At 36.3% G+C, this 24,348-nt stretch carries 24 protein-coding genes; 16 read left to right on the top strand and 8 right to left on the bottom strand.

Annotation, left to right across the window (positions count from 1 at the left end; all coding sequences use genetic code 11):
- Nucleotides 1-17: 17 nt before the first annotated feature.
- The 13 genes from RBB56_RS15790 (at nucleotide 18) to RBB56_RS15850 (ending at nucleotide 13,936) form a co-directional block, all read left to right on the top strand.
- Nucleotides 18-1,358: an SH3 domain-containing protein gene (locus RBB56_RS15790; protein ID WP_306719926.1), complete on the top strand. Its 1,341-nt coding sequence runs from the start codon at nucleotides 18-20 to the stop codon at nucleotides 1,356-1,358.
- 32 nt (nucleotides 1,359-1,390) lie between these two features.
- Nucleotides 1,391-2,371, top strand: coding sequence for a Gfo/Idh/MocA family protein (locus tag RBB56_RS15795; RefSeq protein WP_442905460.1), 981 nt, complete (start codon nucleotides 1,391-1,393; stop codon nucleotides 2,369-2,371).
- A gap of 248 nt (nucleotides 2,372-2,619) precedes the next feature.
- Nucleotides 2,620-3,051, top strand: coding sequence for a hypothetical protein (locus RBB56_RS15800; RefSeq protein ID WP_306719927.1), 432 nt, complete (start codon nucleotides 2,620-2,622; stop codon nucleotides 3,049-3,051).
- Between the two features lie 269 nt (nucleotides 3,052-3,320).
- Complete coding sequence (gene gdhA, locus RBB56_RS15805) at nucleotides 3,321-4,655, top strand: NADP-specific glutamate dehydrogenase (RefSeq protein ID WP_306719928.1); 1,335 nt, start codon at nucleotides 3,321-3,323, stop codon at nucleotides 4,653-4,655.
- Nucleotides 4,656-4,929: 274 nt separating this feature from the next.
- Entirely contained in the window at nucleotides 4,930-5,640 is a 711-nt protein-coding gene (locus RBB56_RS15810) for an AzlC family ABC transporter permease (protein WP_306719929.1), read from the top strand.
- Between the two features lies 1 nt (nucleotide 5,641).
- Nucleotides 5,642-5,968 carry a branched-chain amino acid transporter permease gene (locus RBB56_RS15815; RefSeq protein ID WP_306719930.1) on the top strand — a complete coding sequence of 109 codons (327 nt, stop codon included), beginning with the start codon at nucleotides 5,642-5,644 and terminating at the stop codon, nucleotides 5,966-5,968.
- Between the two features lie 435 nt (nucleotides 5,969-6,403).
- Nucleotides 6,404-7,909 (top strand): methyl-accepting chemotaxis protein, encoded by a 1,506-nt coding sequence (locus tag RBB56_RS15820; protein ID WP_306719931.1) that lies wholly within the window; start codon nucleotides 6,404-6,406, stop codon nucleotides 7,907-7,909.
- A 63-nt stretch (nucleotides 7,910-7,972) separates the two neighbouring features.
- On the top strand, nucleotides 7,973-8,731 hold the full coding sequence (locus tag RBB56_RS15825; protein WP_306719932.1) for a pseudouridine synthase: 759 nt from the start codon (nucleotides 7,973-7,975) through the stop codon (nucleotides 8,729-8,731).
- A 270-nt stretch (nucleotides 8,732-9,001) separates the two neighbouring features.
- Nucleotides 9,002-10,987, top strand: coding sequence for an NAD-dependent DNA ligase LigA (gene ligA / locus RBB56_RS15830; protein ID WP_306719933.1), 1,986 nt, complete (start codon nucleotides 9,002-9,004; stop codon nucleotides 10,985-10,987).
- Nucleotides 10,977-11,882: a homoserine O-acetyltransferase MetA gene (gene metA / locus RBB56_RS15835; protein ID WP_306719934.1), complete on the top strand. Its 906-nt coding sequence runs from the start codon at nucleotides 10,977-10,979 to the stop codon at nucleotides 11,880-11,882. Before ligA ends, metA begins: the two co-directional genes overlap by 11 nt.
- 457 nt (nucleotides 11,883-12,339) lie before the next feature.
- Nucleotides 12,340-12,540, top strand: coding sequence for a hypothetical protein (locus RBB56_RS15840; RefSeq protein WP_306719935.1), 201 nt, complete (start codon nucleotides 12,340-12,342; stop codon nucleotides 12,538-12,540).
- A gap of 186 nt (nucleotides 12,541-12,726) precedes the next feature.
- Nucleotides 12,727-13,641, top strand: coding sequence for an IS481 family transposase (locus RBB56_RS15845; RefSeq protein ID WP_306722087.1), 915 nt, complete (start codon nucleotides 12,727-12,729; stop codon nucleotides 13,639-13,641).
- Nucleotides 13,642-13,693: 52 nt separating this feature from the next.
- Nucleotides 13,694-13,936 (top strand): hypothetical protein, encoded by a 243-nt coding sequence (locus RBB56_RS15850; protein WP_306719936.1) that lies wholly within the window; start codon nucleotides 13,694-13,696, stop codon nucleotides 13,934-13,936.
- Nucleotides 13,937-13,982: 46 nt separating this feature from the next.
- On the opposite strand, the gene RBB56_RS15855 is transcribed toward RBB56_RS15850, so the two are convergent.
- The 8 genes from RBB56_RS15855 to RBB56_RS15890 all read right to left on the bottom strand — a co-directional run bounded on the left by RBB56_RS15855 (nucleotide 13,983) and on the right by RBB56_RS15890 (nucleotide 19,460).
- Entirely contained in the window at nucleotides 13,983-14,249 is a 267-nt protein-coding gene (locus RBB56_RS15855; RefSeq protein WP_306719937.1) for a hypothetical protein, read from the bottom strand.
- Between the two features lie 11 nt (nucleotides 14,250-14,260).
- Nucleotides 14,261-14,620, bottom strand: coding sequence for a hypothetical protein (locus tag RBB56_RS15860; RefSeq protein WP_306719938.1), 360 nt, complete (start codon nucleotides 14,618-14,620; stop codon nucleotides 14,261-14,263).
- A 17-nt stretch (nucleotides 14,621-14,637) separates the two neighbouring features.
- On the bottom strand, nucleotides 14,638-15,225 hold the full coding sequence (locus RBB56_RS15865) for an SH3 domain-containing protein (RefSeq protein WP_306719939.1): 588 nt from the start codon (nucleotides 15,223-15,225) through the stop codon (nucleotides 14,638-14,640).
- 46 nt (nucleotides 15,226-15,271) lie between these two features.
- Entirely contained in the window at nucleotides 15,272-15,658 is a 387-nt protein-coding gene (locus RBB56_RS15870; protein WP_306719940.1) for a GH25 family lysozyme, read from the bottom strand.
- Nucleotides 15,589-16,221 (bottom strand): hypothetical protein, encoded by a 633-nt coding sequence (locus tag RBB56_RS15875; protein WP_306719941.1) that lies wholly within the window; start codon nucleotides 16,219-16,221, stop codon nucleotides 15,589-15,591. Before RBB56_RS15875 ends, RBB56_RS15870 begins: the two co-directional genes overlap by 70 nt.
- Before the next feature lie 148 nt (nucleotides 16,222-16,369).
- Nucleotides 16,370-17,437, bottom strand: coding sequence for a hypothetical protein (locus RBB56_RS15880; protein ID WP_306719942.1), 1,068 nt, complete (start codon nucleotides 17,435-17,437; stop codon nucleotides 16,370-16,372).
- Between the two features lie 10 nt (nucleotides 17,438-17,447).
- Nucleotides 17,448-18,896, bottom strand: coding sequence for an MBOAT family O-acyltransferase (locus tag RBB56_RS15885; protein ID WP_306719943.1), 1,449 nt, complete (start codon nucleotides 18,894-18,896; stop codon nucleotides 17,448-17,450).
- A gap of 90 nt (nucleotides 18,897-18,986) precedes the next feature.
- Complete coding sequence (locus tag RBB56_RS15890) at nucleotides 18,987-19,460, bottom strand: hypothetical protein (RefSeq protein WP_306719944.1); 474 nt, start codon at nucleotides 19,458-19,460, stop codon at nucleotides 18,987-18,989.
- A gap of 190 nt (nucleotides 19,461-19,650) precedes the next feature.
- On the opposite strand from RBB56_RS15890, the gene RBB56_RS15895 reads away from it, so the two are divergent.
- Genes RBB56_RS15895 through RBB56_RS15905 form a run of 3 tightly spaced genes read left to right on the top strand, consistent with a single transcriptional unit; the run spans nucleotide 19,651 to nucleotide 24,345 of the window.
- Nucleotides 19,651-22,023, top strand: a complete 2,373-nt coding sequence (locus tag RBB56_RS15895; protein ID WP_306719945.1) for a hypothetical protein — start codon at nucleotides 19,651-19,653, stop codon at nucleotides 22,021-22,023.
- Nucleotides 22,023-23,615, top strand: a complete 1,593-nt coding sequence (locus tag RBB56_RS15900; protein WP_306719946.1) for an AAA family ATPase — start codon at nucleotides 22,023-22,025, stop codon at nucleotides 23,613-23,615. Before RBB56_RS15895 ends, RBB56_RS15900 begins: the two co-directional genes overlap by 1 nt.
- Before the next feature lie 31 nt (nucleotides 23,616-23,646).
- On the top strand, nucleotides 23,647-24,345 hold the full coding sequence (locus tag RBB56_RS15905; protein WP_306719947.1) for an ATP-binding domain-containing protein: 699 nt from the start codon (nucleotides 23,647-23,649) through the stop codon (nucleotides 24,343-24,345).
- Nucleotides 24,346-24,348: the final 3 nt, after the last annotated feature.

A 24,348-nucleotide genomic window follows, 5' to 3' on the forward strand; every position in this document is an offset into this window, starting at 1 on the left:
AAAGGATCATTTATTTTATGAGTAGGCATAGAAAGTCATCTATGAACAACAGCATAAAAGACAAATTGGAAGATATAAAAGATTGGATATCGGAGAATAACAAGATTGTAATGCCGGTTATTCTATTAGTATGTGTGTTATTTACGGTTGCAATTGCAATCAATGCCAATAGAAAGGCAGCCGCTGAAGAGGAAGCTCAGCTTACAGAGAGCACAGAGGTGGCGAATACGGTAGGAATAGCTGAGGAAAGTGAAGAGACGATTCCGGAACTTCTATTGGAGGAAAATGCATATCCGGCGGTAAATGAGCTTATAAGCCGTTATTATGGGGCATTGGCAGAAGGAGATACTGACACGATTTCTTCTATCAATTCATTTGTGGATGATACAGAGAAAATAAGAATTCAAGAAATGAGTAAATATATTGATTCTTATCCGGAGCTCGATGTATATACGAAGCTTGGCCCTGTGGAGGGTTCTTATTTGGCATATGTATATTCGAAGGTAAAGTTCACCGAATATGACCAACTCGTGCCGGGGATGCAGGCATTCTATATCTGTACCGATGAGAATGGCAATAGCTATGTGAATGCAGGAGAAGATAATTCTGTTATTACCAATTATATACGTGACATTTCTTTGCAAGATGATGTGGTGGATCTGAACAACAAGGTAGCTGTTGAATACAATGAACTTTTGGAAAGCGATGAAGAATTGAATGCTTTTCTTGCTGATTTAGCAAAGAGAATCGATGTTTCTGTAGGAGAAGCTTTGGCAAGGGCGGAAGCGGCTGCAGCAGAAAGTGAAGCAGCAGAAGAAAGTGAAGCGGCAGGAGAAGGCGGAGAATCTGAGGCGGCAGAGGAAACGGAACAAGTGCAGGCAGAGGAAACAGAATCGAACGTGGTCAAGAAGGTACGTGCCAAGGAAGTGGTTAATGTTCGTAGTTCCGACAGTGAGACTGCGGATAAGCTTGGAAAGGCAGAATCCGGAGAAGAATTTACTTTGCTTGAAGAAAGAGGAAATGGTTGGAGCAAGATAACCTTCGAGGGAAAAGATGCTTTCATTAAGAGTGAATATCTTGAGACGGTGTCGGAGGAAGTGGTAGAAGATACGACTGATTCCGAGGCGGAAACGAGCAATGAAGAGACTCCTTCCCAGACAACTCCGGCTGGTGACGGCAAAACAGTAACAGTAATTGAGAATGTTAATGTCAGAAAATCGGCCAGTGAGACCGGTGAGAAGTTGGGACTTGTATATGTTGGTGAAAAGTTGGAGCTCATTATGAAGCAGGCCGACGGTTGGACTAAGGTGAAATATAAGGATCAGACAGCTTATGTGAAATCCGATTATGTAGAATAGACATATTGAGGGAAAGGGTGGTGCTGAAAATGATGAACAGTAAGATAAATGTAGCGATTATGGGTGCTGGTAACATCGGTGGAGTGATGGCAAATACGCTGAATAAAATGAAAGGCGTGAAATGCTATGCAGTTGCCTCCAGAAATAAAGAAAAGGCGGATGAATTCGCCAAAAAATATGGATGTAAGAAGGCTTACGGCTCCTATGAAGAACTGGTTCAGGATAAGAAGGTAGATTTAATCTATATTGCAACACCTCATTCCGAGCATTATGAAAATGCCAGATTATGTATTGAGAACGGAAAAGCGGTACTTTGTGAGAAGGCATTCACTGCCAATGCAGCACAGGCAGAAGCGTTGATTTCTTTTGCAAGGGAAAAGAATGTTCTGATTGCAGAGGCTATGTGGACAAGATATATGCCGATGCTTCAGACGATAAAGGATGTATTAAGCAGTGGAGTTATCGGAGTGCCGACCATGCTGACTGCTAATCTTGGTTATGTGATTAACGGGGTATCCCGTCTTACCGATCCTGCTCTTGCAGGCGGTGCACTATTGGATGTTGGCGTATATACCATTAATTTTGCATCTATGATATTCGGAACGGAAGTTAAGAAAGTATCTTCTGTCTGCACCTACACGAAAAGCGGTGTGGATGAACAAAATAGCATTACGATGCTGTTTGAAGACGGAAAAATGGCAGTACTGAACAGTTCTATGTTATCCTTAAGCGATAGAAAAGGTATTATTCATGGAACAAAAGGCTTCTTGGTTGTTGAGAATATTAATAATTTTGAGAGTGTAACTGTCTATAATACTAATTATGAGAAAGTGGAAAAATATAATCGTCCGAAACAAATATCGGGTTATGAATATGAAGTGGAAGCATGCATAAAGGCATTACAAAATGGGGAGATTGAGTGTCTTCAGATGCCTCACGAAGAAACGATTCGTATTATGAAACTAATGGATAACCTTAGATATGAATGGGGCATTAAATTTCCATTTGAGTAAAAGTCAAATTATGAATCAAGTTCGATTGATGAATAAAATGTGAGAAAAAGTAAATACTTTCTATGAAGAGAAAGATAAGGTGTGAGTATAGAAAACTATGCTTACACCTTTTTATGTAATAGAAAAGTGCTTCTATTACATGAAATAGATGCGCAGCTGCGCGCGCCAAGCAAAAGCTGTGCAGCTAAAGTTTAGGTTGCGAGAGTGGGCGAAGCACACTTTTGTTTTATTAGAGGAGGTGGATCACAATGAAAAAGGATGATGCGGAAATTTTACGGGGAGTGCAGAAGAATACGGAAATGGCGATAAAAGCCATTGACACGATGAGCAGCAAGGTGACAGATGATGATCTTGCCCTGCAACTATCCAAACAAGCTCTCAAGTACTCTGAAATTCATAATAAAGCATTGGATAAAATTCTGGAAGGAAAAGCGGAACCTTACCGTACGAACAATATTAGTCAGATGATGCTCGTAGGCGGAATTCATTCCAATACATTGCTTAATACGAGCACCAGCCATATTGCAGAAATGATGATTCAGGGAAGTAATAGAGGGATTACGGATATGTATAAACATTTGAACCATCATGAGCATGCGGAGAATGTTTCCTTGGAAATTGCGAAGGAATTAATGGATTTTGAAGAGAAGAATATCGAGAGATTAAAGAAGTATTTATAATGTATACAAGTATTATTGTACAAAGTGTATAAAAAAAGATGTATCAAACTCTAAAAACTTTTACAGTTTAATTCTCTAAAGTGGGTTGTGAAATCAGAAATGACATTATATAATAATACGTGGACAAAGGTGTCTCAGCACATAAGATTGTTCTTATGTGCTTTTTATGTATTAGGAAATTACTAATACATAAAGCCCTACGGACAAAGGATGCGCAGTTACGTGCGCGGAACAAAAGCTATACATTCAAACTAAAGGAGGACATGGATATGTCATATGTTGATGAGGTATTTGACTTGGTGGTTGCGAAGAACCCGGCACAACCGGAGTTCATTCAGGCAGTAAAAGAGGTGTTGGAATCTCTTCGTGTAGTGATCGAAGCGAATGAAGAGGTATATAAGAAGAACGCGTTATTGGAGCGTCTCGTTACTCCTGAAAGAATTGTGATGTTCCGTATTCCATGGGTAGATGACAAAGGACAGGTTCAGGTGAATAATGGCTTCCGTGTACAGTTTAACAGCTCTATCGGCCCATATAAGGGTGGTCTTCGCTTTCATCCTTCTGTAAATCTTGGTATTATTAAATTTTTGGGATTCGAACAAATATTTAAGAACTCTTTGACAGGACTTCCAATTGGCGGCGGTAAAGGCGGTACGGATTTCGACCCCAAAGGAAAATCAGACAGAGAAGTTATGGCATTTTGCCAAAGCTTCATGACAGAACTTTATAGACACATCGGTGCAGATACGGACGTACCGGCAGGTGATATCGGTGTAGGCGCAAGAGAAATCGGCTATATGTATGGACAATATAAGCGAATTCGTAATGTTTATGAAGGAGTTCTTACCGGAAAAGGTCTTACTTATGGAGGTTCCCTAGGAAGAATGCAGGCAACTGGGTACGGTTTATTATATTTAACAGAAGAAATGTTAAAATGCAACGGTAAAGATATCAAAGATAAAATAATTGCAGTCTCAGGTGCGGGTAACGTAGCTATTTATGCTATTGAAAAAGCACAGCAGCTTGGCGGCAAGCCTGTGACCTGTTCCGACTCCAACGGTTGGATCTATGATTCAGAAGGAATCGACATTGCGCTCTTAAAAGAGATAAAGGAAGTAAAACGCGCCAGACTTACAGAATATGCGGCAGCAAGACCTAGTGCTCAGTACCATGAAGGAACAGGAGTATGGAGTGTAAAATGCGATATTGCCCTTCCTTGTGCAACACAAAACGAGCTTGATCTCGATGATGCGAAAGCACTTGTGGCTAATGGCTGCTTTGCAGTAGCAGAAGGTGCTAATATGCCTACTACTTTGGAAGCGACTGAATATCTTCAAGAGAATAAGGTGTTGTTCTGCCCGGGTAAGGCATCTAACGCAGGCGGTGTAGCGACTTCGGCACTTGAAATGAGCCAGAACAGCGAAAGACTTAGCTGGACTTTCGAAGAGGTGGATGAAAGGTTAAAGCGCATTATGGTAAATATCTTCCATAACCTAGATACAGCATCCAAGAAATATGGAATGGAAGGCAACTATGTTGCAGGTGCGAACATTGCAGGTTTCTTGAAAGTTGCAGAGGCAATGACTGCGCAAGGCATTGTTTAATAATATAAAATGAGAGCCTTGCAAATAAGTGGAAATCCGCTTATTTGCAAGGTTTTTAAACAGATTAAGAAAAAAGGAAAATAAATAAAGTTTTCAAACTACACCCCAAGTGTTGGACATGGCAGGAAATTCATGTATAATATTTGGGGTGTAGTTTAACCGGATTTTCCTCAATACAGCTCAATATAAGAGGTTGTAATATAAAAATAAGTCTGATGTAATACAAATTATAGATGAGGCAGCACGGACTGATAAGAAAGGTGTAATAATTAAAATGACACGAGAAAATAAGATAAGGCAAGCATTTATAGTAGCTTTTCCTTATACGGTACCTATTTTGGCAGGATTTGTTTTCCTCGGTATAGCCTATGGAATTTATATGAATGCGTCGGGATTCCCTGCAATATATCCTATTCTTATGGGAGCTACGATTTTTGCAGGTTCTATGGAATTTGTGACGGTTAATTTATTACTTGGTATGTTTGACCCTCTCGGAGCTTTCCTTTTAACATTAATGGTGAATGCGCGCCATTTATTCTATGGTATTTCTATGCTGGACAAGTATAACGGGACAGGACGCAAAAAGTATTACTTAATCTTTGGTATGTGTGATGAGTCATTTTCCATTAATTGCACGACCAATATACCGGAAGGTGTGGATAAGGGATGGTTTATGTTCTTTGTGACGCTGTTAAATCATATTTATTGGGTTTGCGGAGCTGCGTTGGGCGCTTTCTTAGGGCCGTTCGTACGGTTTAGTACTGAGGGGATCAGTTTTGTGATGACAGCTCTTTTTGTTGTGATATTCCTGGAACAATGGATGAAAGAAACCGTTCATTACAGTGCGCTTATCGGCCTTGGTATTACAGTGCTGAGCCTTGTGATATTTGGCAGGGAGAATTTTATTATTCCGGCAATGCTTATGATTTTGTTCTGCCTTACCATTATGAGAAAACCCTTGGAGAGAATGGGAGGTGGCGAATAGTATGACGTTAACACAGCAGATAATTACAATAGGAGCGGTTATTTTAGGAACAGTGATAACACGTTTTCTTCCATTTATATTATTTCCGGCAGATAAGCCGACTCCGGCATATATTAAATATTTGGGTAAGATGCTTCCCTCAGCAGCACTAGGACTTCTGGTTATTTACTGTTTCAAAGATACTAGCTTTTTAACAGGAAGCAGGGGAATTCCGGAGTTAATCAGTACGGCCCTTGTTATTATTCTACATATATGGAAGCGCCAGATGCTGCTTTCGATTGCAGGAGGGACGATTGCCTATATGTTGTTGATACAGTTCGTATTTTGAAAGATATGAGGAAACTGAGCGGGAATTGACGAATATTGATTATGTTGGGTATTTACTATTATGTGGATATTATGGTAATATGTTAATTATAAAAAATAGATATATAGACGGCGATTAATTCGCCGTCTGCACCGAGCACGGTCGCTTTGCGGCAAAATACCACTTCGTGTGAGTGTGCATCCGCCGGAGGCATCTATATTCGGTGATTTTTAATCATCGAATATAGAGATAAGAAAATAAAGACAGGGACAAAACAAAGAAGTTTGGATGAGGTATGATATCTCACCCAAACTTTTTTTATTCTATAGGAGAGACCTTGCTGCATTAAGGTATAAAAGTATTGATCCTATAGAATAAAAGCGCTCCGCGCAGGAGGCGCAGCTACGCGCGCGGAACAAAGAAAACTATTCTTAAATGTAGAAAAGGAGAAAAGTCATGATGGGCAGAAAAAGTATGTACAGGCAATTGGAGAAAGATTGTGAGACGATCAGGAAACAAACGAATCGCCTTGTAAAAGGGAATCTGGATATCGATAAGATCGAAGCAGGAGAAGAGCATCTCCAAAGAATAAGCGAAGATATTAATGAAATTGCCAATGTTCTAAACGAATACATAGCGGAAATATCAGGAGTTCTTTCCCATTTATCAGTAGGGGATTTGCTTGTTCGTGTGTCGGGTGAGACAAAGTTTTATGGAGACTTTATTCCAATAAAAACGGCACTTACAAAAATAACTGTATCTTTATCCGAGACGTTTATTCAAATTAATGATATAATGAATCAAATTAATAATATAGGAAAGAAGGCCAATCATACCGCCGGACTTTTTGCAGAAAACGAAGCGCAGATAGCGGGAGAAATGAAGTTGGTAACAATAAAGGCGGACAGTGTATATGAAGAAACTGAAAGAAATCATAACAATATAAATAAAATAAGCTACGGTATGATGGAACTGATGGAACACGCCAGGGAGGGCTATGAAGATGCTATATTGATGGTGGATGCGATGGAGGAGGTGAATATCGCTTCCGGTAATATATCAAAGATAGCGGATATGATATATTCTATTTCATCTCAGACAAAGCTTCTGTCTTTGAATGCTTCTATCGAGGCAGCGCGTGCCGGTGAGCACGGAAAGGGATTTGCTGTGGTAGCGCAGGAAATAGGAGAACTGGCTCATCAAACGACAAAAGCGGTGGAACAGACTGGAAAACTCTTGAAAGAAAGCGTATCGAAGGTGGGAGAATGTCAGACAGTCGTAAATCTAACGGCAGAACGATTTGAACAAATGAAAGATTCTCTTGGAGAGATAAATGAGGATAGCCGCAAGATTGTAGATAATACGGCATTACAAAAGGAAAACATTAAAGAAATGGTCGATACGATTGCGAGAATATCTTCTACGATTCAAAATAATGTTACATTGGCCCAGGAGAATGCGAAAATGAATGCCTGCCTCTATGAAGAGACGGCTAAGCTGAAGAAAATTTTGGATACCTTTATCGTAGACCCTTCTAAAAGGCTTGTATTAGAAAAAAAGCTTATTGATGGAGAGGCAAGGAACTTTATGCAGAGAACCTTGAAGGTGCTCGAAAGTTGTATAGAAGATAGAATGGATGAGATGCTGAAGGGGTGTCTGAAAGGGGAAGAACATATTGAATGTGTTTATGTGATAGGAAGCGATGGAAAGCAGGTAAGCCATACAGTAATGGGGGGATCTGTTGAAGTAAGAACGGTAAGCGGTTTTAAGCCGGCAGAACCGGGAGATGATCATAGGTCGAAACGATATTTTAGTCAGGCTGCGAATCAGATGGATGAAATATATGTATCTCATGAATATATATCAGGAGCTACGGGAAACTTATGCTCCACCTACTCCAAGGCATATAAGACGAGCTGGGGAAAAATGTATGTATTATGTGTAGATATGAAATATATGTGACAAAATAAAAGTTATGGAGTATCAGAATCTCAGAAAAATAGAAGAAAATGAAGGCTGATAAAGATGGATAAAAGTAAAAAGGAACGTTTGAATAAATATTTGGCGGCGTGTGGTATCTGTTCCAGACGGGATGCTGATAAGCTGATTGAGGAAGGGCGCGTAACAATAAACGGGATGCCAGCCGCCATTGGAAGCGTAGTAAGTGATATGGATACGATCACTGTGAATGGAAAAACGATAGAAGGAAAGAATAAAAAGGTAATTCTGGCTTATTATAAGCAGATAGGAGTCACTTGTACGGAACGAGACAGGCATGCGGAGAAGAAGATAAGTGATCAATTACAGTTTCCCGTCAGGTTGACTTATGCAGGTAGACTGGATAAAGATTCAGAGGGCCTGTTGGTAATGACAAATGATGGGATGCTGATTAATGCTATGATGAAGGCGGCTAATAGGCATGAAAAAGAATATGTGGTAAAAGTAGATAAAGAAATTACACAGGGATTTCTGAAGGCTATGGCAGGCGGCGTATATCTGGAGGAGTTGAATATCACGACGAGACCATGCCACATTGAGAAACAAGGAAAGTATACCTTCCGCATAATCTTGACTCAAGGAGTCAATAGACAAATACGCAGAATGGCAAAAACCTTAGGATACGAGGTGAAGGGAATAAAGAGAACACGCGTTGTGAATATTGAACTTGCAAATTTAAAACCAGGGGAATACCGTATAATTCAAGGAGAAGAATTACAACAGTTATACGAAGCTTGTGGGATACATGATGAAGAAGTAGGAAAATTAGGATTTGAAAGTATCTGAGTAGAATGATAATATTATAAGAAGTGACGTAACTATTCAGCAGGTCTGCGCATTTACTGCGCTGACCGTAAGAAAACGTGGAATGGCAAGTAAAAATCCCATCACCGAAGGTGATTTTAATGGATTTTTACAAAGCAATCTTGCAAAGATGCTTTGTAACTGTGAGGGTACTGAACAGTTACGAAGTAACTATTAAATAGGTCTGCGCACCTGCTGCGTTGACCGAACAGTTACAGTAAGAAACAGATTGAGGGAAGAGTAGAGTTAGATATGGATATAAGAGCTGATAAAACGACTAGAATAAGAGAACTGACAGAATTGTTAAACCGGGCTTCGAAAGCGTATTATGCGGAAGATACGGAAATTATAAGTAATTTTGAATATGATAAACTCTACGATGAATTGGTAGCGCTGGAAGAAGAGACCGGTCTTGTTCTTGCAGGAAGCCCCACTATGAATGTGGGTTATGAGGCGGTAGAAGAGCTGCCGAAGGAACGTCATGAAGGACAGATGTTATCATTAGGAAAAACAAAGAGCCGGGAAGATATTAGGGATTGGGTGCAAGACCAGGTCGCGTTATTATCTTGGAAATTAGATGGTTTAACCATTGTTTTGACATATTCTGAAGGAAAACTTGCAAAAGCTGTCACTCGAGGAAACGGAGAAATTGGCGAAGTCGTTACGAATAATGCCAGAACTTTTCGTAATCTGCCTCTGTCTATCTCTTATAAAGGAGAATTGATTCTAAGAGGAGAGGCCGTTATCACATATTCGGATTTTGAGAAGATCAATATGGGAATTGAGGATGTGGCCGCAAAGTATAAAAACCCAAGGAATCTTTGCAGCGGTTCGGTCCGGCAGTTGAATAATGGAATTACAGCGAGACGGAATGTTAACTTTTTTGCTTTTTCCCTTATGAAAGCGGAGGGAGTGGAATTTCATAATTCCAGAGAAGAGCAGATATTATTCTTGCAGGAACAGGGATTTCAAACGGTCGAATACGAAAAGGTAGATAAGAATACAGTAGTCGATGCTATCGATGCCTTCGAGCAGAAGGTTGAAAACTATGATATTCCCTCAGATGGTCTTGTGCTTATATATAACGATATAGCCTATGGAAGGTCGCTTGGAATGACTGCGAAATTTCCGAGGGATTCCATCGCTTTTAAATGGGAAGATGAAGTGCGGGAGACTGTTTTAAGAGAAATCGAATGGAGCCCCAGCAGAACCGGTCTTATCAATCCGGTGGCCATTTTTGAACCGGTGGAGTTAGAGGGAACGACAGTCAGTCGTGCATCGGTGCATAATATCAGTATTCTGCGAGGATTAAAGCTGGGAATCGGAGATCACATCACGGTATATAAGGCCAATATGATTATTCCGCAGATTGCAGAGAATCTTACCGGCAGTGATAATATGGAGATTCCGGAAGCCTGCCCTGTATGCGGTGGAGAGACCGAGATACGGAAGGTAAATGAAGTACAGTCTTTGTATTGTACGAACGCCTCCTGCGATGCCAAAAAAATTAAATCCTTTACTTTATTTGTGAGCCGGGATGGTATGAATATCGATGGCCTTTCGGAGGCGACGTTGGAAAAGTTCATTGCCAAAGGATATATTCACGAATATGCCGATATTTTTCATTTGGACAGGTACAAAGAAGAAATTGTTCAGATGGAAGGTTTGGGAGAAAAGTCATATCGCAATCTGATGGCCAGCATTGAGACTGCAAGAAAGACGACGCTGCCTCGTTTAATATATAGCTTTGGAATCTCCGGAATAGGGTTGGCGAACGCTAAAGTCTTGTGTCGGAAGTATCGTTACCGTTTGGAAGATATGTTGGCAGCGGATGTGGAAAGTTTAAGTATGGTAGATGGGATCGGTGAAGTGATTGCCACGGCCTTTTTTCAATATTTTCAAAAAGAAGATAATAAAAAGAATTTGGAGAATCTTTTGAAAGAAATTGAAATTGAGGCAGAAGAGATAGAAGAAGGCAGTGAAACGTTGGAAGGAAAAGTATTTGTAGTGACCGGAAGTTTGAACCATTACCCCAGCCGGAATGAACTCAAGGAAGAGATTGAGAAAAAAGGCGGCAAGGTAACGGGCAGCGTAACGAAGAAAACGAATTGCCTGATTAATAATGACAGCACATCTTCGTCTTCGAAAAACAAAAAGGCGAAGGAACTTGGAGTACCGATTCTTACGGAGGAGCAGTTTATAAAACACTTTTTAGGAGGAGAAAATAATGCCGATTAAGACACAGAATGATTTGCCTGCAAAAGGAATATTGGAAAACGAAAACATATTCGTAGTGGATGAAAACAGAGCGTTACATCAAGATATTCGACCTCTGCAAATTTGTATTCTGAATCTGATGCCGGTCAAACAAGACACCGAACTTCAATTGCTGCGGGCATTATCCAATACGCCATTGCAGGTCGATGTGACATTTATGAAAATGAATGGCCATAAATCGTTAAATACTTCGATGAATCACCTGAATAAGTTTTATAATACCTTCGATGAATTGAAGATGAATAAATACGATGGTCTGATTATCACCGGAGCTCCGGTAGAACAAATCTCCTTCGACGAAGTGGATTATTGGGACGAACTATGCGAAATTATGGCTTGGTCTAAGCAAAATGTGACATCTACCTTACATATTTGCTGGGGAGCACAAGCCGGTCTGTATTATCATTTTGGATTAAATAAGGAGCTTCTGCCGGAAAAATTGTTCGGTATTTACAATCATAAGGTGATGAATCGTAAAGTTCCCCTTGTGAGAGGATTCGATGACTCTTTCCTAATACCACATAGCCGCTATACCACAGTAGCTGCAGAGGCAATTCATGATTGCAAGGAGCTGATAGTGTTGGCAGAGTCGCCGGAGGCTGGTGTAACGCTTTGTATTGCCGAAGAAGGAAAACAAATATACGTGATGGGGCATCCTGAATATGACCGTATGACCCTCCATAATGAATACGTACGCGATAGGGAAAAGGGCATCTCCATAGAAGTACCCTGCAATTATTATCCTGATAATAATCCCATGGAAAAACCGGGACTGCAATGGCGCGCGCATTGTAATAACTTGTATGCGAATTGGTTGAATTATTATGTATATCAGGTGACCCCTTACGAATTGTAGGAAACATGATAAATACGGCATATTTACAATATATTCAATAATAGTGAAATAGTAATAAAGTGTTATAAATTCTTATTAATTATTAGCCAATTGGCGTAAATTGGCGTAAAGTAAATGGGTTTGTGGCGTAAAAAGATTTCTATATTGATATTTAAAAATGAATATATTTATAATGAAAAACTGTATTAATTTTTAAGGATGAATGTATAAATGAAACTAACGATAATTAGAATTGAAAACAGAATAATAACATGCTCTATAGACGATGATACGGGTTCTTTAATAGACATTGCCCGCAGATGGTTTACAGATGATATCCAAGTCGGAGATGTGATAGAATTCGAATACAAAGCTAAATAATTAAATAACAATTTATCTTCGTTTTCCTATTTACAAACAGAACAAATGTTTGTATAATTATATATTATATGATTAAAGGAGAAATGGAGAAAAAAATATGATAATATATAAAGAACTTTATTTTGAAAATAAGAAGACTTATTTAATTTTCAAACAGCTATCGGAGAACAATAAAAATATCCATTTACATTTAGCGAATGAAAAATTAATCAAAGAATCAGATGTAATGGAGCTATGGAATTTAATTAATAAAGATAAAATTCTACTACCTGTATACAATATAAAAATGCTTGATTAGAATATTTTCTTATTCTTGTCCATATACTATACCATTAAATATTTTTGGAGGTTGTAGGATTACAATACATGTGTTACAAAACTAAATAATTAAAAGCGAGAATACCTTTTTGTGTTATATTTAAGTCACCACAACAAAAACCTACACAAAGGAGAGTACTCTCGCATGGCTAGTATAACACAGGATATGAGGTATCGTCTATCGCTCATTCATTACGCCGATAAGTATGGCGTCTCCAAGGCTGCTGTCAGATATAAGACCAACAGACAGTATATTTACCGTTGGAAACGTCGTTTTGATGGTTCCCTGGAATCCCTTAGGGATCGTTCCAGAAAACCTCACCATCACCCCAACCAGCATACCGATGCCGAAAGGAAGCTCATCTCGGATATGCGTAAACGCAATCCAGATGCCGGACTGGTTGTCTTCTGGGTCAAGCTCATGCAGCGGGGATACTCCCGCTCCATCCCCGGACTCTATCGCTTCCTGAGAAAACAGGGCATTCTGGCACAAAGACCTCAGAATCCCAAGTATATCCCTAAGCCTTACGAAGCCATGAGCTATCCCGGACAGCGCATCCAGATCGACGTCAAATTTGTCCCTTCTGTCTGCCTGACAGGTGATGCCAAAGGGAAGCGTTTTTATCAATACACAGCCATCGATGAATTCTCCCGATGGCGTTTCGTGGAGGCCTTTGAGGAACACAGTTCTTATTCTTCTTCACAGTTTTTGGAACACCTGATCAAAGCGTTTCCCTTACCCATCGAGTGTGTGCAGACCGATAATGGACAGGAATTCACCAAGCGGTTCGCTTCCTATGGTGGTTCCGATAAACCGACTCTTTTTCAGGTAAATCTCCAGCAGCATGGCATCCGTCATAAGTTGATCCGTCCCTTCACTCCAAGACATAATGGAAAGGTAGAGCGCAGCCACAGAAAAGACAATGAACGCTTTTATGCCACCCATCGGTTCTACTCATTGGAGGACTTTGGCAGACAGTTAAAGATCTATAACACAAGGGATTATAACCGCTTTCCCATGAGACCCCTTGGATGGAAATCTCCAGCAGAGGTATTAAAGAATTATTTACGGTCACTGTAACATATGTTTGACAAACCTACACTATACCATTAAATATTTTTGGAGGTAAAATATGGCAGGGAGAAAACCGAAAAAGTCTATTGAAGACAGAATTGTTGAGAAGGAAGATTTGATTTCAAAATTGCAAACCAGAATCAAATCGGAGCAGAACGAGCTAGAAGCCTTATACAGTGAGAAGAAAATAAAAGACCTAGAATGTGTTAACGACATAATTGTAACGTCTGGATTAAGTCCAAACGAGGTCACAGAGGCATTAGAATCTTATGCTAGAATGAAAGAACAAAGAGTATCGTAAAAAATAGCCAGAAAGGATTATTAAGTCCTATCTGGCTATAATTATTTCAAGGTTCTATTTCTTCAGTTTCATTATCATTTGGTAGTGAAAATAACACATCTACTTCATATGTTTTATCTGCAACAACGCTAAAGTCATTAATAGAACGCGTCAGTAATAATTCTCTCACTCTATCTCTTAGAGTATCTTCATTTTCAAATTCTTCTACCACTTCCATAGTATTATTTGTTTCCGTATTTATTACTAATTTTGTAGAATATTCATATAAACTTTTTACCCCACGTTCAGAACGTTTCAAAAGAATTTTATACATATCAGCACCCCCTACCACTTCATGTTAGGAAGTATTTGTGTTAGTAAATATGCAGTAACCCCTCCAATGAGTATCCAAGACACCTTATCTTTAATAACATCAACTTTCTTGTATGTATCATTAGCAGGTTTGTTTTCGAGTATATTAACTTTTTCTTTTACACCGCCAATATCTTTTTTTACATCTGTTATATCTGTTTTCATTAATCCCATGGTCTGTGTCATGAGTTGAATATTTGTATTAATGTCGTATATTGCTTTTTGTTCAGACCTTATATCTGAAATGTCATTTTTCAGCTCATCTATTTGATGCGTGTTTGATTTACATCTAGCATCTAGCTCGGCTATCTTTACTTTATCATCATCTGCCATAGCATCCTCCAATCCATTTATAATATCCTTATGTATTTCTTTGATACCCAACCAATCGTACCGTCATTCAGCTTTGCGTTATACCACCCGTTTTCTTCCTTTAAAAGCATCATTTCGTCCGCTGGCTTCATAGTTTTAATCACAGTAGCACCGGGATCTGGCGATGTTCTAAAGTTCAATCCACCACAGTTATAAACTTGTCCTGTTACGGTACTAACATAACTACCAGAAATGTACCCCCTATCAGTACGATACCAACCATTCGATGTTTTCGCTGTTAGTTGAACAATAGAAGCTTTAGTGTAATAACCTAAGCTTGAAGATGTTGTATTTGGTTGTGAACGAATAGTTAAATTGGATGAAGTAGTGGTGATTTTACCAAGAAGTGTAATAGAGGTTTCTGTAAAGGAGCTAGATGTGGAAGAGTTTGTGTTTGGAATATCACTGTTTGTATTGGAGCTTGAAACGTTGTAGAGTATATTGATATCTACATTTCCAATGATTCCGGGAACCTGTCCGCTAGAAGTATATTGCCAGGCATAGATTTCTCTTGCAATAGTATTTTTGGGATTATACTGCTCATTGGGATTAATCGACAGATCCATTTTATTATAGCTGTTGTAATACCTGGCAATCCACCAATCATTACATTTAATTTGACTTATATATAATATATGAAGTGTAAAAACTCATTCCCGTATATACTCCGAAATCGTATCCGGCAGACTCAATTACCTCCTGATAAGCGTTGATGATGTCTTTTAAGGTAGCGCCAAGCCCTTGTTGACACTTATCCTCTACATCTAACCATACTTTTATTTTTCTGCCATTTAATACGGCCAGGACTTTCTGAGCATCTATTTTTGCTTTTGCAGCAGTAGTCGCATAGCTATAATTGTAAACACCAATAACGTCAATATTAGTTTCTTTACAGCCCAGATAATATTCTTCGAATTTTTTATCAGGAGTTAAGTTAAGTCTTTGCGAATAATTTTTAAGATAGCCTTGTTCATGCCTGCTGATTTGACTTTTTTCCAATCGACATTTCCCTGGTATGAGCTGACATCGATACATTTGGAGGTAGGAGCAGTTAAAGAGGAAGAAGTATTAGAAATACCAGTAGAAGAGTAGTCGATCCATGTGGGAATACCGTACCATTTCCATCCATTTCCATCCAATGTAGCCTTCACACAATTGTCTTTACTGGATTTCATTTCGATGACATGTCCATTTCCACAATAAAATCCCACATGATTAATTGCAGAAGTTGAAGAACCTTTGAATACCAGACATGCTTTATTGCGCGGTAAAGATGAGATAATCCCTTTCTCATAGCATTTGCTGTAATAATTTTGTGCCGTTGTATCAAAGCCGCTTACCGGGAACAAGGCCCCGGAACAATCAGCACCGATTCTCCCGAGACCTTCCTTTAATTTATTATCGTAATAGGTTTTATTGTATGTAGAATTACCGTAGGTTTTGTAAAGCTTATCGCAAAGTGAGGGGGTGATGATTTCAGCGTTTGCACCCCATAGGTAGATTGCTTTATTTTTATATAGTGATTCAAAATAGGCAAGTATTTCTGTGACTGATTTAGACATACATATTTCCTTTCAAAAAGTTTGTAAGAGTTTGAATTCCTAGCTATATTTAGCTATAGAAAAACCGACCTCCAATCGTTAGCTTTTAGTCTAACTTTTGGGTGCCGGTTTATGTGTAAACGGTTTTATTTAATAATCGCTGTCATTTTTATTCAAATAAGCTATCATAATTATAATTACTGTAAAACTCCGTAATATCAGACAGATAATTTAAATAATTATCTTTTGTTAATTCATATTTTCCGTTCTGCAACCAAGAAAGAATTTTACTATTAACTTCTTCTTTATAGTGTATCTCATCAATATAATTATTCATATTGCACGTGAGTTCATAATTATTAGAGAATGAAAATAAGCGTACATTATTATATTTTAATAGTTCCTCAATCACATACTTTTCCATACTTATTCTACGTTCTAAAACGGATACGCCATACTGATTAATGCTATCCCACCAACATATACTGTACGGTGGAATAAAAATATAAAAGGTAATATCTGGGTTTGCTTCAATTGTAGAGAAAACATTTTCGCCCATATTCTGCTTTAGCAGGCGAAAAAATTCATCCGTTTCAGATTGCTCAATTATTTTTTCTTCTTTAGGAGGTCGAGTATAACGCTGTAAAGCATCTCCTTCATTATCATCAGAGGTATAAATTACTGTCATATTTTTTTTATTCGACGTATCGTCTTTTAAGCTTAATGTCCTACATACCACAGATATTACATCATTTATTAAGATATCCTTATTAAAAATGTAATTTACATCGTTCCAAAGTACATTGTCATATAAATAATCGGGGTATTCCGAGTATCCTGTATAGTTTGTATCTGTTACGAACCATATGGGATCTACTCCGCGAATTACAAAACTCAGTTCATTATTATAAGCTATCGCTTTTTGTAGTGCTAGATTGATGCGTTTAAATCCTTCCCCCAAATAAGTAATTCTTACAAATTCTTTACCAAATAACTTACCGGCTTCTTCTGCATTAAAACCAAAAGTTGTAGAAGTCCCAATAATCATAGCATTATAATCAAAGTTTTTTATAACTCCATCATTCTGGTACATGGTATTGTTTAATTCATGTGACAGTCCCCTTATGGGTGCATGATAATGAAAATAGGGGTCTACTACAAACACCAGTACTCCAATCCCTATCATTATAAATAAGTATGTAAATAAAACAGCAATACACCATTTCTTTGCCTTCATAATAACCTCCTTAGAAACGAGAATATACAAATGTACTTATACCAGAAAAAGAAAGTATACTTATTAGTGCCACAACAATTGTCCAAAGTATCGAAACCGTTGAATACTTTAACATAGTAGCTTTTTCCATCACATTTTTACATCTAAATATTATAATAAATACTGCTACAAAAGCTAGAATTGCCCATATCCAATATGGTACTTCTATATTAATTAGGTTTTCAAACAAAACTGGCTGGAAATAACCACACATTGTTTCATTCAAACGACCCCATTGATTTTGCAAAATTGCTCTTATCATTTGCTTAAAGATATTGAATGATTCTGAACGAAACAGTATCCATGTGAAATTTACAAACAACAATGTTGCTAATTTATTGATAATTTTAGGCACCTTATTGATAAAACTTGTAAAGCGTTTAGTAAATATCATGAAACAACCATGCAGGATTCCCCATATAATGAATGTCCAACTAGCTCCATGCCACAGTCCACTACATAAAAAAACAATGAAAATATTAAGATATGTTCGTAAACTCCCTTTACGATTTCCTCCGATAGGGATATAGAGATATTTGGTCAAAAATCTGGTCAAGGTTATGTGCCATCTATCCCAAAAATCCAATATAGTATTTGCTTTATAAGGAGAATTAAAATTGACAGGTAAATCAATCTGCAACATTCTGCTAATTCCTATCGCCATATCACTATAGCCACTAAAATCAAAGTAAATTTGTATGCTGTATGCGATACTAATAAATAAAGCACTTGGAGTATTTAACTCCCCTATATTAGAATATCCCCAATTTACCGATTTAGCAAACATATCAGCGATAATGACCTTTTTCCCAAGCCCCATAACGAACAAGTATAGTCCTGATGCAAAAAAATCCCAATTCATTTTTCTTTTATTTTCAGATAGTTGAGAAAAAAAATCATTGTGTAGTATAATTGGGCCCGAAATAACACGAGGGAAATAAGAGATAAAAAGGGTATAGTCTAATAAATTATAGTCTGGCACTTCTTTATGATAGGTATCAACAAGAAAAGCAATTTGCTGAAAAGTTATAAAGCTAATTCCCAAAGGTAGCAAAATACTTCGAAATGATAATCTTGTTTCAAACATCATATTTACATTGTCTATAAAAAAGTTGTAATATTTAAAATATAAAAGCATTCCGATATTTGAAACAATTCCAATTACTAGAAATATCGGTGTTAATCTTATTAAATTTTTACTGTAACATGTCTTTATGCTTTTATAAAAAAGATAATTAACTAAAATACTAAGAAATAATAAAACAAGTGATAGTGGGTTCTTATATCCATAAAAAAAGAGTGAGGTAACAATCAAATAAAAAGTTACCATTTGATATTTTTTTAAATAAATAAAAAAATAATATCCTATAATTACTATTGGAAAAAATAATAAAACAAAAATATATGAATTGAATATCATAATTTTTCCTTCTTTCAAGTTTTGTTAATATTATACACTAAAATTATAAGATATAAAACTCACATTTTTAAAGTTGATTTTTTACTTTTTTTATATACGATATAAGGCAATTCTATATGCTTTAGCAGTGCTGCCGAGAATAATATATAACTTTCCTGTTGAAGGAACATATCTTGCAAAGGTATCGCGCCACTGATATTCTGTACCACTAGGCATCCAAACTTCAATATCTCTAATGCCATTAAAATCTGTAATTTTAACAGAGTTATAGTTAAATTCATTTATATTAAATTGGTCTTCTTTGGAAATCCATGTATTATATGATAAAATTTGTGAACTGTTTAACATTGAAATTTCAACGATTAAATTTTCTCCCAATTTTAACGACTGATAGTTTGGTAATCTAGTCAAATCAAATTCTGATACATGTCCATAATAATTAGTACCGTTTTCGTTTACTCCAATATTTTTATATCTAGTTAATCTGCCGCAGTAAGACCATCTACGGTATAACCGCCTCTGTATCCTTCCAGTAGCACACACTCTGTCCTGCAAACATCCCAAGGTTCACTAGGTAATTTTCTTTTCTATATAATCCCCTTCTTCTCAGATAAAACCAAGATTTCCTAGTCTTTTCTATCATTTACCAACCACATCATAAAGTTATATAACGATTCCCTTTTACGAAGCTCACAAAAAAGCTATTTATGTTGGATATAACAGTAGGTATTATGATCAGTTTATTTTTAAAGGTTTGTTAGATGGGATGAATCCATCATATATAAATGACCAATTAATATTATATGACAAAAAAGGTTTTCAAGTCGTTACTAATTCAAAACAATACCATTTGAATAATTATGATGTAATACTAAAAGATAAATCATTAAAGCAGTTAGAAGCTTTTATGGGAGATGTAATTAAAGAAACAGAAGTACCATTTGATATAGAAAGACTACTTGCCGAAGAGGAAGAAAAAGAAATTATCTCTTATAACATTCATGACGTAAGAGAAACTTTAAAGGTTTTAGATGCTACGATGGGTGATTTTGAAGCTCAGTTGGATATGATTTCAATGTTTGATTTAGATATGGAGATGTTTAATAAAACTAAAGCACAGTTAGCATCAACAATTCTTGGAGCAGTGCAACAGCATACATTAGATGATGAGTTTGACATTACAATACCGGCTAATTTGAGAATGCCTGAAAAGTACCAATATATAGTTGATTGGTATAAAAAACCTGAGAATAAGAGTTATAAACTACCTTTAAAAACTGACGTGAATAGTAATAGCACACGACAGTTAGTAACAACAGTTGGTGGAGTCCCTTGTGTGTACGGATATGGTGGACTTCATGGTAGTAAAGATAATGAAATATTTGAAGGAATTTTAGTTGCAGCCGACGTTGCGAGTCTGTATCCCTCATTAATGATAAACGAAGGCTTTGCTAGTAGAAAATTAAAGAATTCAAAAGACTTTGAAAATATGAGAGATAGGCGTTTAGAACTGAAGAAGATTAAAGATAAGCGTCAACAACCTTTAAAAATCGTTATAAATAGTGCTTATGGAATACTTAAAGATAGAAATTCGGCTTGTTTTGATCCAGTTCAAAGTAACAACGTGTGTATTGCTGGACAATTATATCTGACAGAGTTAGCTGCAAAACTTGAAGACATATGTGAACTTTTACAGTTGAATACTGATGGTATTTATCTAAGAGTAAAAGAATTAGCAGACGTTGATAAAGTCAAAGCAATTGCAAAAGAGTGGGAAATTAGAACAAATCTTGAATTAGAATTTGATGTATATGAACACGGACGCTTAGTACAGAAAGATGTAAACAATTATCTCCTAATTGATTTAGATTCAGGACATTATAAGTGCAAAGGAGCATATGTAAAAAAATTATCAACAATAGATTATGACTTACCAATTTTGAATAAAGCATTAGTAAATTATTTCGTTCATGATATTCCAGTGGAGAATACTATTAATGAAGCAAAAGAACTAATTGAGTTTCAAAAAGTAATCAAGTTGACCACATTATTTAAAGGTGTTGTGTATGGAACTGGTAAAAACGTAAAGGTTGATGGAAAAGACAAAACGATTGTAGAAGATGGTATTCCTTTGAAAGAGAAGGTGCATAGAGTATTCGCATCAACCAGGCCTGAGGATAAAGGTATTTATAAAATTAAAGTTGAAAAGGGACAACAGAGTTATGAAAAAATTGCTTTAACACCTGATAGATGTTTTATAAATAACGATGATATTAATGGTGTGTTAGTTCCGGAATACTTAGATAGACAATATTATATTGATGCGGCTAATGAAAGAATCAAGCAATTTACAGAAAAAACAGAAGAAAAAGTGGATGAAACTCCAAATATACTGTTTGATTGTATGTGTAAAAGTGAAACGTTCTACGATTTCCTAGAGAAATGCCAAGAAAATCATATTACAAATAAGGTATTGGAGGGATATTTAATTGCAGATTGTTGTAGTAATTACGGCAAAACAAATAAATTATTGACATTCAGAGATTACTTCAATCAGTTGTATGGGAAAAATAAAATGACTGTATCAACATTGGACAAAAAGATTACAAATGAAAAAGTAAAAAGCATTGTAATTAATAACAGTGTTCTATCTAAGACTGGTAAAACTTATGGTGAACTGGATAGTAAAAAATCCTTACAAGAGATTTTTGATTATCTTGAAAATGATGATATAGAACCATATAAAATAATGGAAATGCAAGTTTCTAAATTCAATACTGTCAGATACAAAAATGAAGAATTAAATGATAATAGATGGTTTGTATTAAACACGAGAGATATTATATCACCAAATATTATTATATATAATATGAAAACTGGTGAAACAAGATATTCAAAGGTTAATAAACATGTCTATAAAATTCTTCCATTACAAGATGGAGATATTATTGATGTAATAAGAACAGAAAAGGAATTCGGTAAAAAGATTATTGGTAAGAATGATGATGGTATTAACATCGTAGCTGCTGATATTAATAACGAATATGATGTAATTACTCAGTATGATCTCGTGTATAGAAACTATGGAAAAGGAAAATCGCTTCTAACTGATTGTGAGGTGTGTTAGTGGAAGAGGAAAAAATAATTAAAGTAGAAGTGATTTTGGATAGGATTTTTTATCCAAAATATGTGAAAAAAGTAGAATCTGGGGAATATGCTATTTTTAGCACTATCGTAACAAAAGGACTAGAAAATTGTGATATTGATATTCAAAGTCTAAAACTAAAGGGAAATGTTTGTACGTTAGAATATGGAACAACATATAAAGTGTTCTGCAAGTTGGCTGAAACTCATGAGATATATGGTAATACATATGAATTGGTTTATATAAGCAAATGTGTGGATATATCAAGTAAAGATAAACAAAAAGAGTTTTTAAAGAACGTCCTTAATGAAAATTTAGTGGATAAATTATTTGATGAATACGATGATGTAATCAAATTATTGGAAGACAGAGATGTTAAATCTCTTATGAAAATTAAAGGTATTGGTAATCAAGTGGCACTGAAAATGATTGATGAATATGAAGAGTCAAAAGATTACAGTTCTATCTATATGGAATTAGGACAACTTGGATTGACACATACTTTCATCAAAAAGTTAGTGGACTTTTATCATTCACCAGATACGGTTATTGATATTGTCAGAAATAATCCATATGACTTAGTAAGAGTAGATGGAGTTGGATTCAAAAAAGCTGACGAGGTTGCTTGTAAAGTAGGTGTGGGGCAATACGATATTAGAAGAATTAAAGGATTTTTATTACATCATTTGAATGAGCAAGGTGAGGCTGGTAAGAGTTATCTGAATTATCAAGAATTAATGAAATCCCTATATGATACTCTTGGTTTTGTTCCAGAGGAGGTAGTGAATGCAACGGCTAAGTTAATGATTAAAAATGATGATGTTGTTGTATTAGAAAATGGAAGTAAAATTGCATTAAAAAGGTTTTACGATTTAGAGAATAATATAATGACAGAACTTTTGAGATTACAAATTGGACTAATCAAGGTATATGAAAAAGAGGAAGACTTAGAATTAGAACTACATAAAGATTATGTTCCTAAATCATTCAATATTAGCAATTGGGAAAGCATTATATCAAGAGTAGAAGAACAACAAGGTTTCTCGTTTACAGATGAACAGAAATCAGCAATTAAGTTGAGTCTTGATAATCATGTTATGACACTCACAGGTTTAGCCGGTGCAGGTAAGACAAGTACAGCTAACGGTATTTGTTCATTATATGATAATTACAATATTCTTGCGTGTGCATTGTCAGGTAAAGCAAGTGTACGAATCACCGAAGCAACGGGACTACCAGCAAGTACAATTCATAGAGCGTTAGGATATCAAAATGGACGGTTTATGTTCAATAAGGAGAATAAATTAGCAGTAGATATCGTTCTCATTGATGAAGCTACTATGATAAACGGAACATTATTTTTATCACTGTTAGAGGCAATCCCGACTGGTGCAAAAGTAATCATCATGGGAGATGTTCAACAATTAACCCCTATTGGTAATTGTCAGGTGTTCGCAGATATTTTAGATAGTAATGTGTTGCCAGTAGTGAAACTTACCAAACCGCACAGACAAGCTCTTATGAGTGGTATCATTCCAACATCAATTAAGGTGGCAAATCAAGAACAGCTTTGAAGGAAATGACATTCTTGGTGACTTAAAGGATATGGAATTAGATATTACAAACTCTAAGGAGTCCATGACTTCAAATATAATGAATCATTTTCAGACTGAGATGCAGAAATATAATGACATTATGGAAGTGCAAGTTTGTGTACCTATGAGGTTAAGAGGTGAATTATCTTGCTACAATATCAATTCAAAAATACAAGAAATTTACAACCCGAAATTTAACGATGGTAATGAGATTGAAATATTACTTGAAAAGAAAAGTGAAGATAGTAAAAGATATATGATTCGTATTGGTGATAAGGTTCTTAATACAAAAAATAACTATAAATGTACTAACACTGAAGGTGATACAACACCAGTATTCAATGGAAACATTGGTATTGTAAAGGAAATAGAAAGTGACGGTTATTGTACGATTGATTTTGTGGGTATAGGAGAAGTAGTATTTAGTAAGACAGATTCTAAGAATCTTGAATTGGCGTATGCTTGTACAGTCCATAAGATGCAAGGTAGTGGTTTTACATCAACAATAGTTGGCATGGACACAGGAAGTTTTATTATGAATAACTCTGAATTACTGTATACAGCTATTACAAGAGCAAAGAAGTACTGTGTTTTAGTTGGTAATAATTACGCTATTTCTAAAGCAATACAGACAAAAGAAGTAAAGACGAAACAGACATTTTTAAGAGAAATGTTATTAGAAAATAGACACAGATTAAAAGTAGCATAGGAG

It is taken from the genome of Kineothrix sp. MB12-C1, assembly GCF_030863805.1.
GTDB lineage: Bacteria > Bacillota > Clostridia > Lachnospirales > Lachnospiraceae > Kineothrix.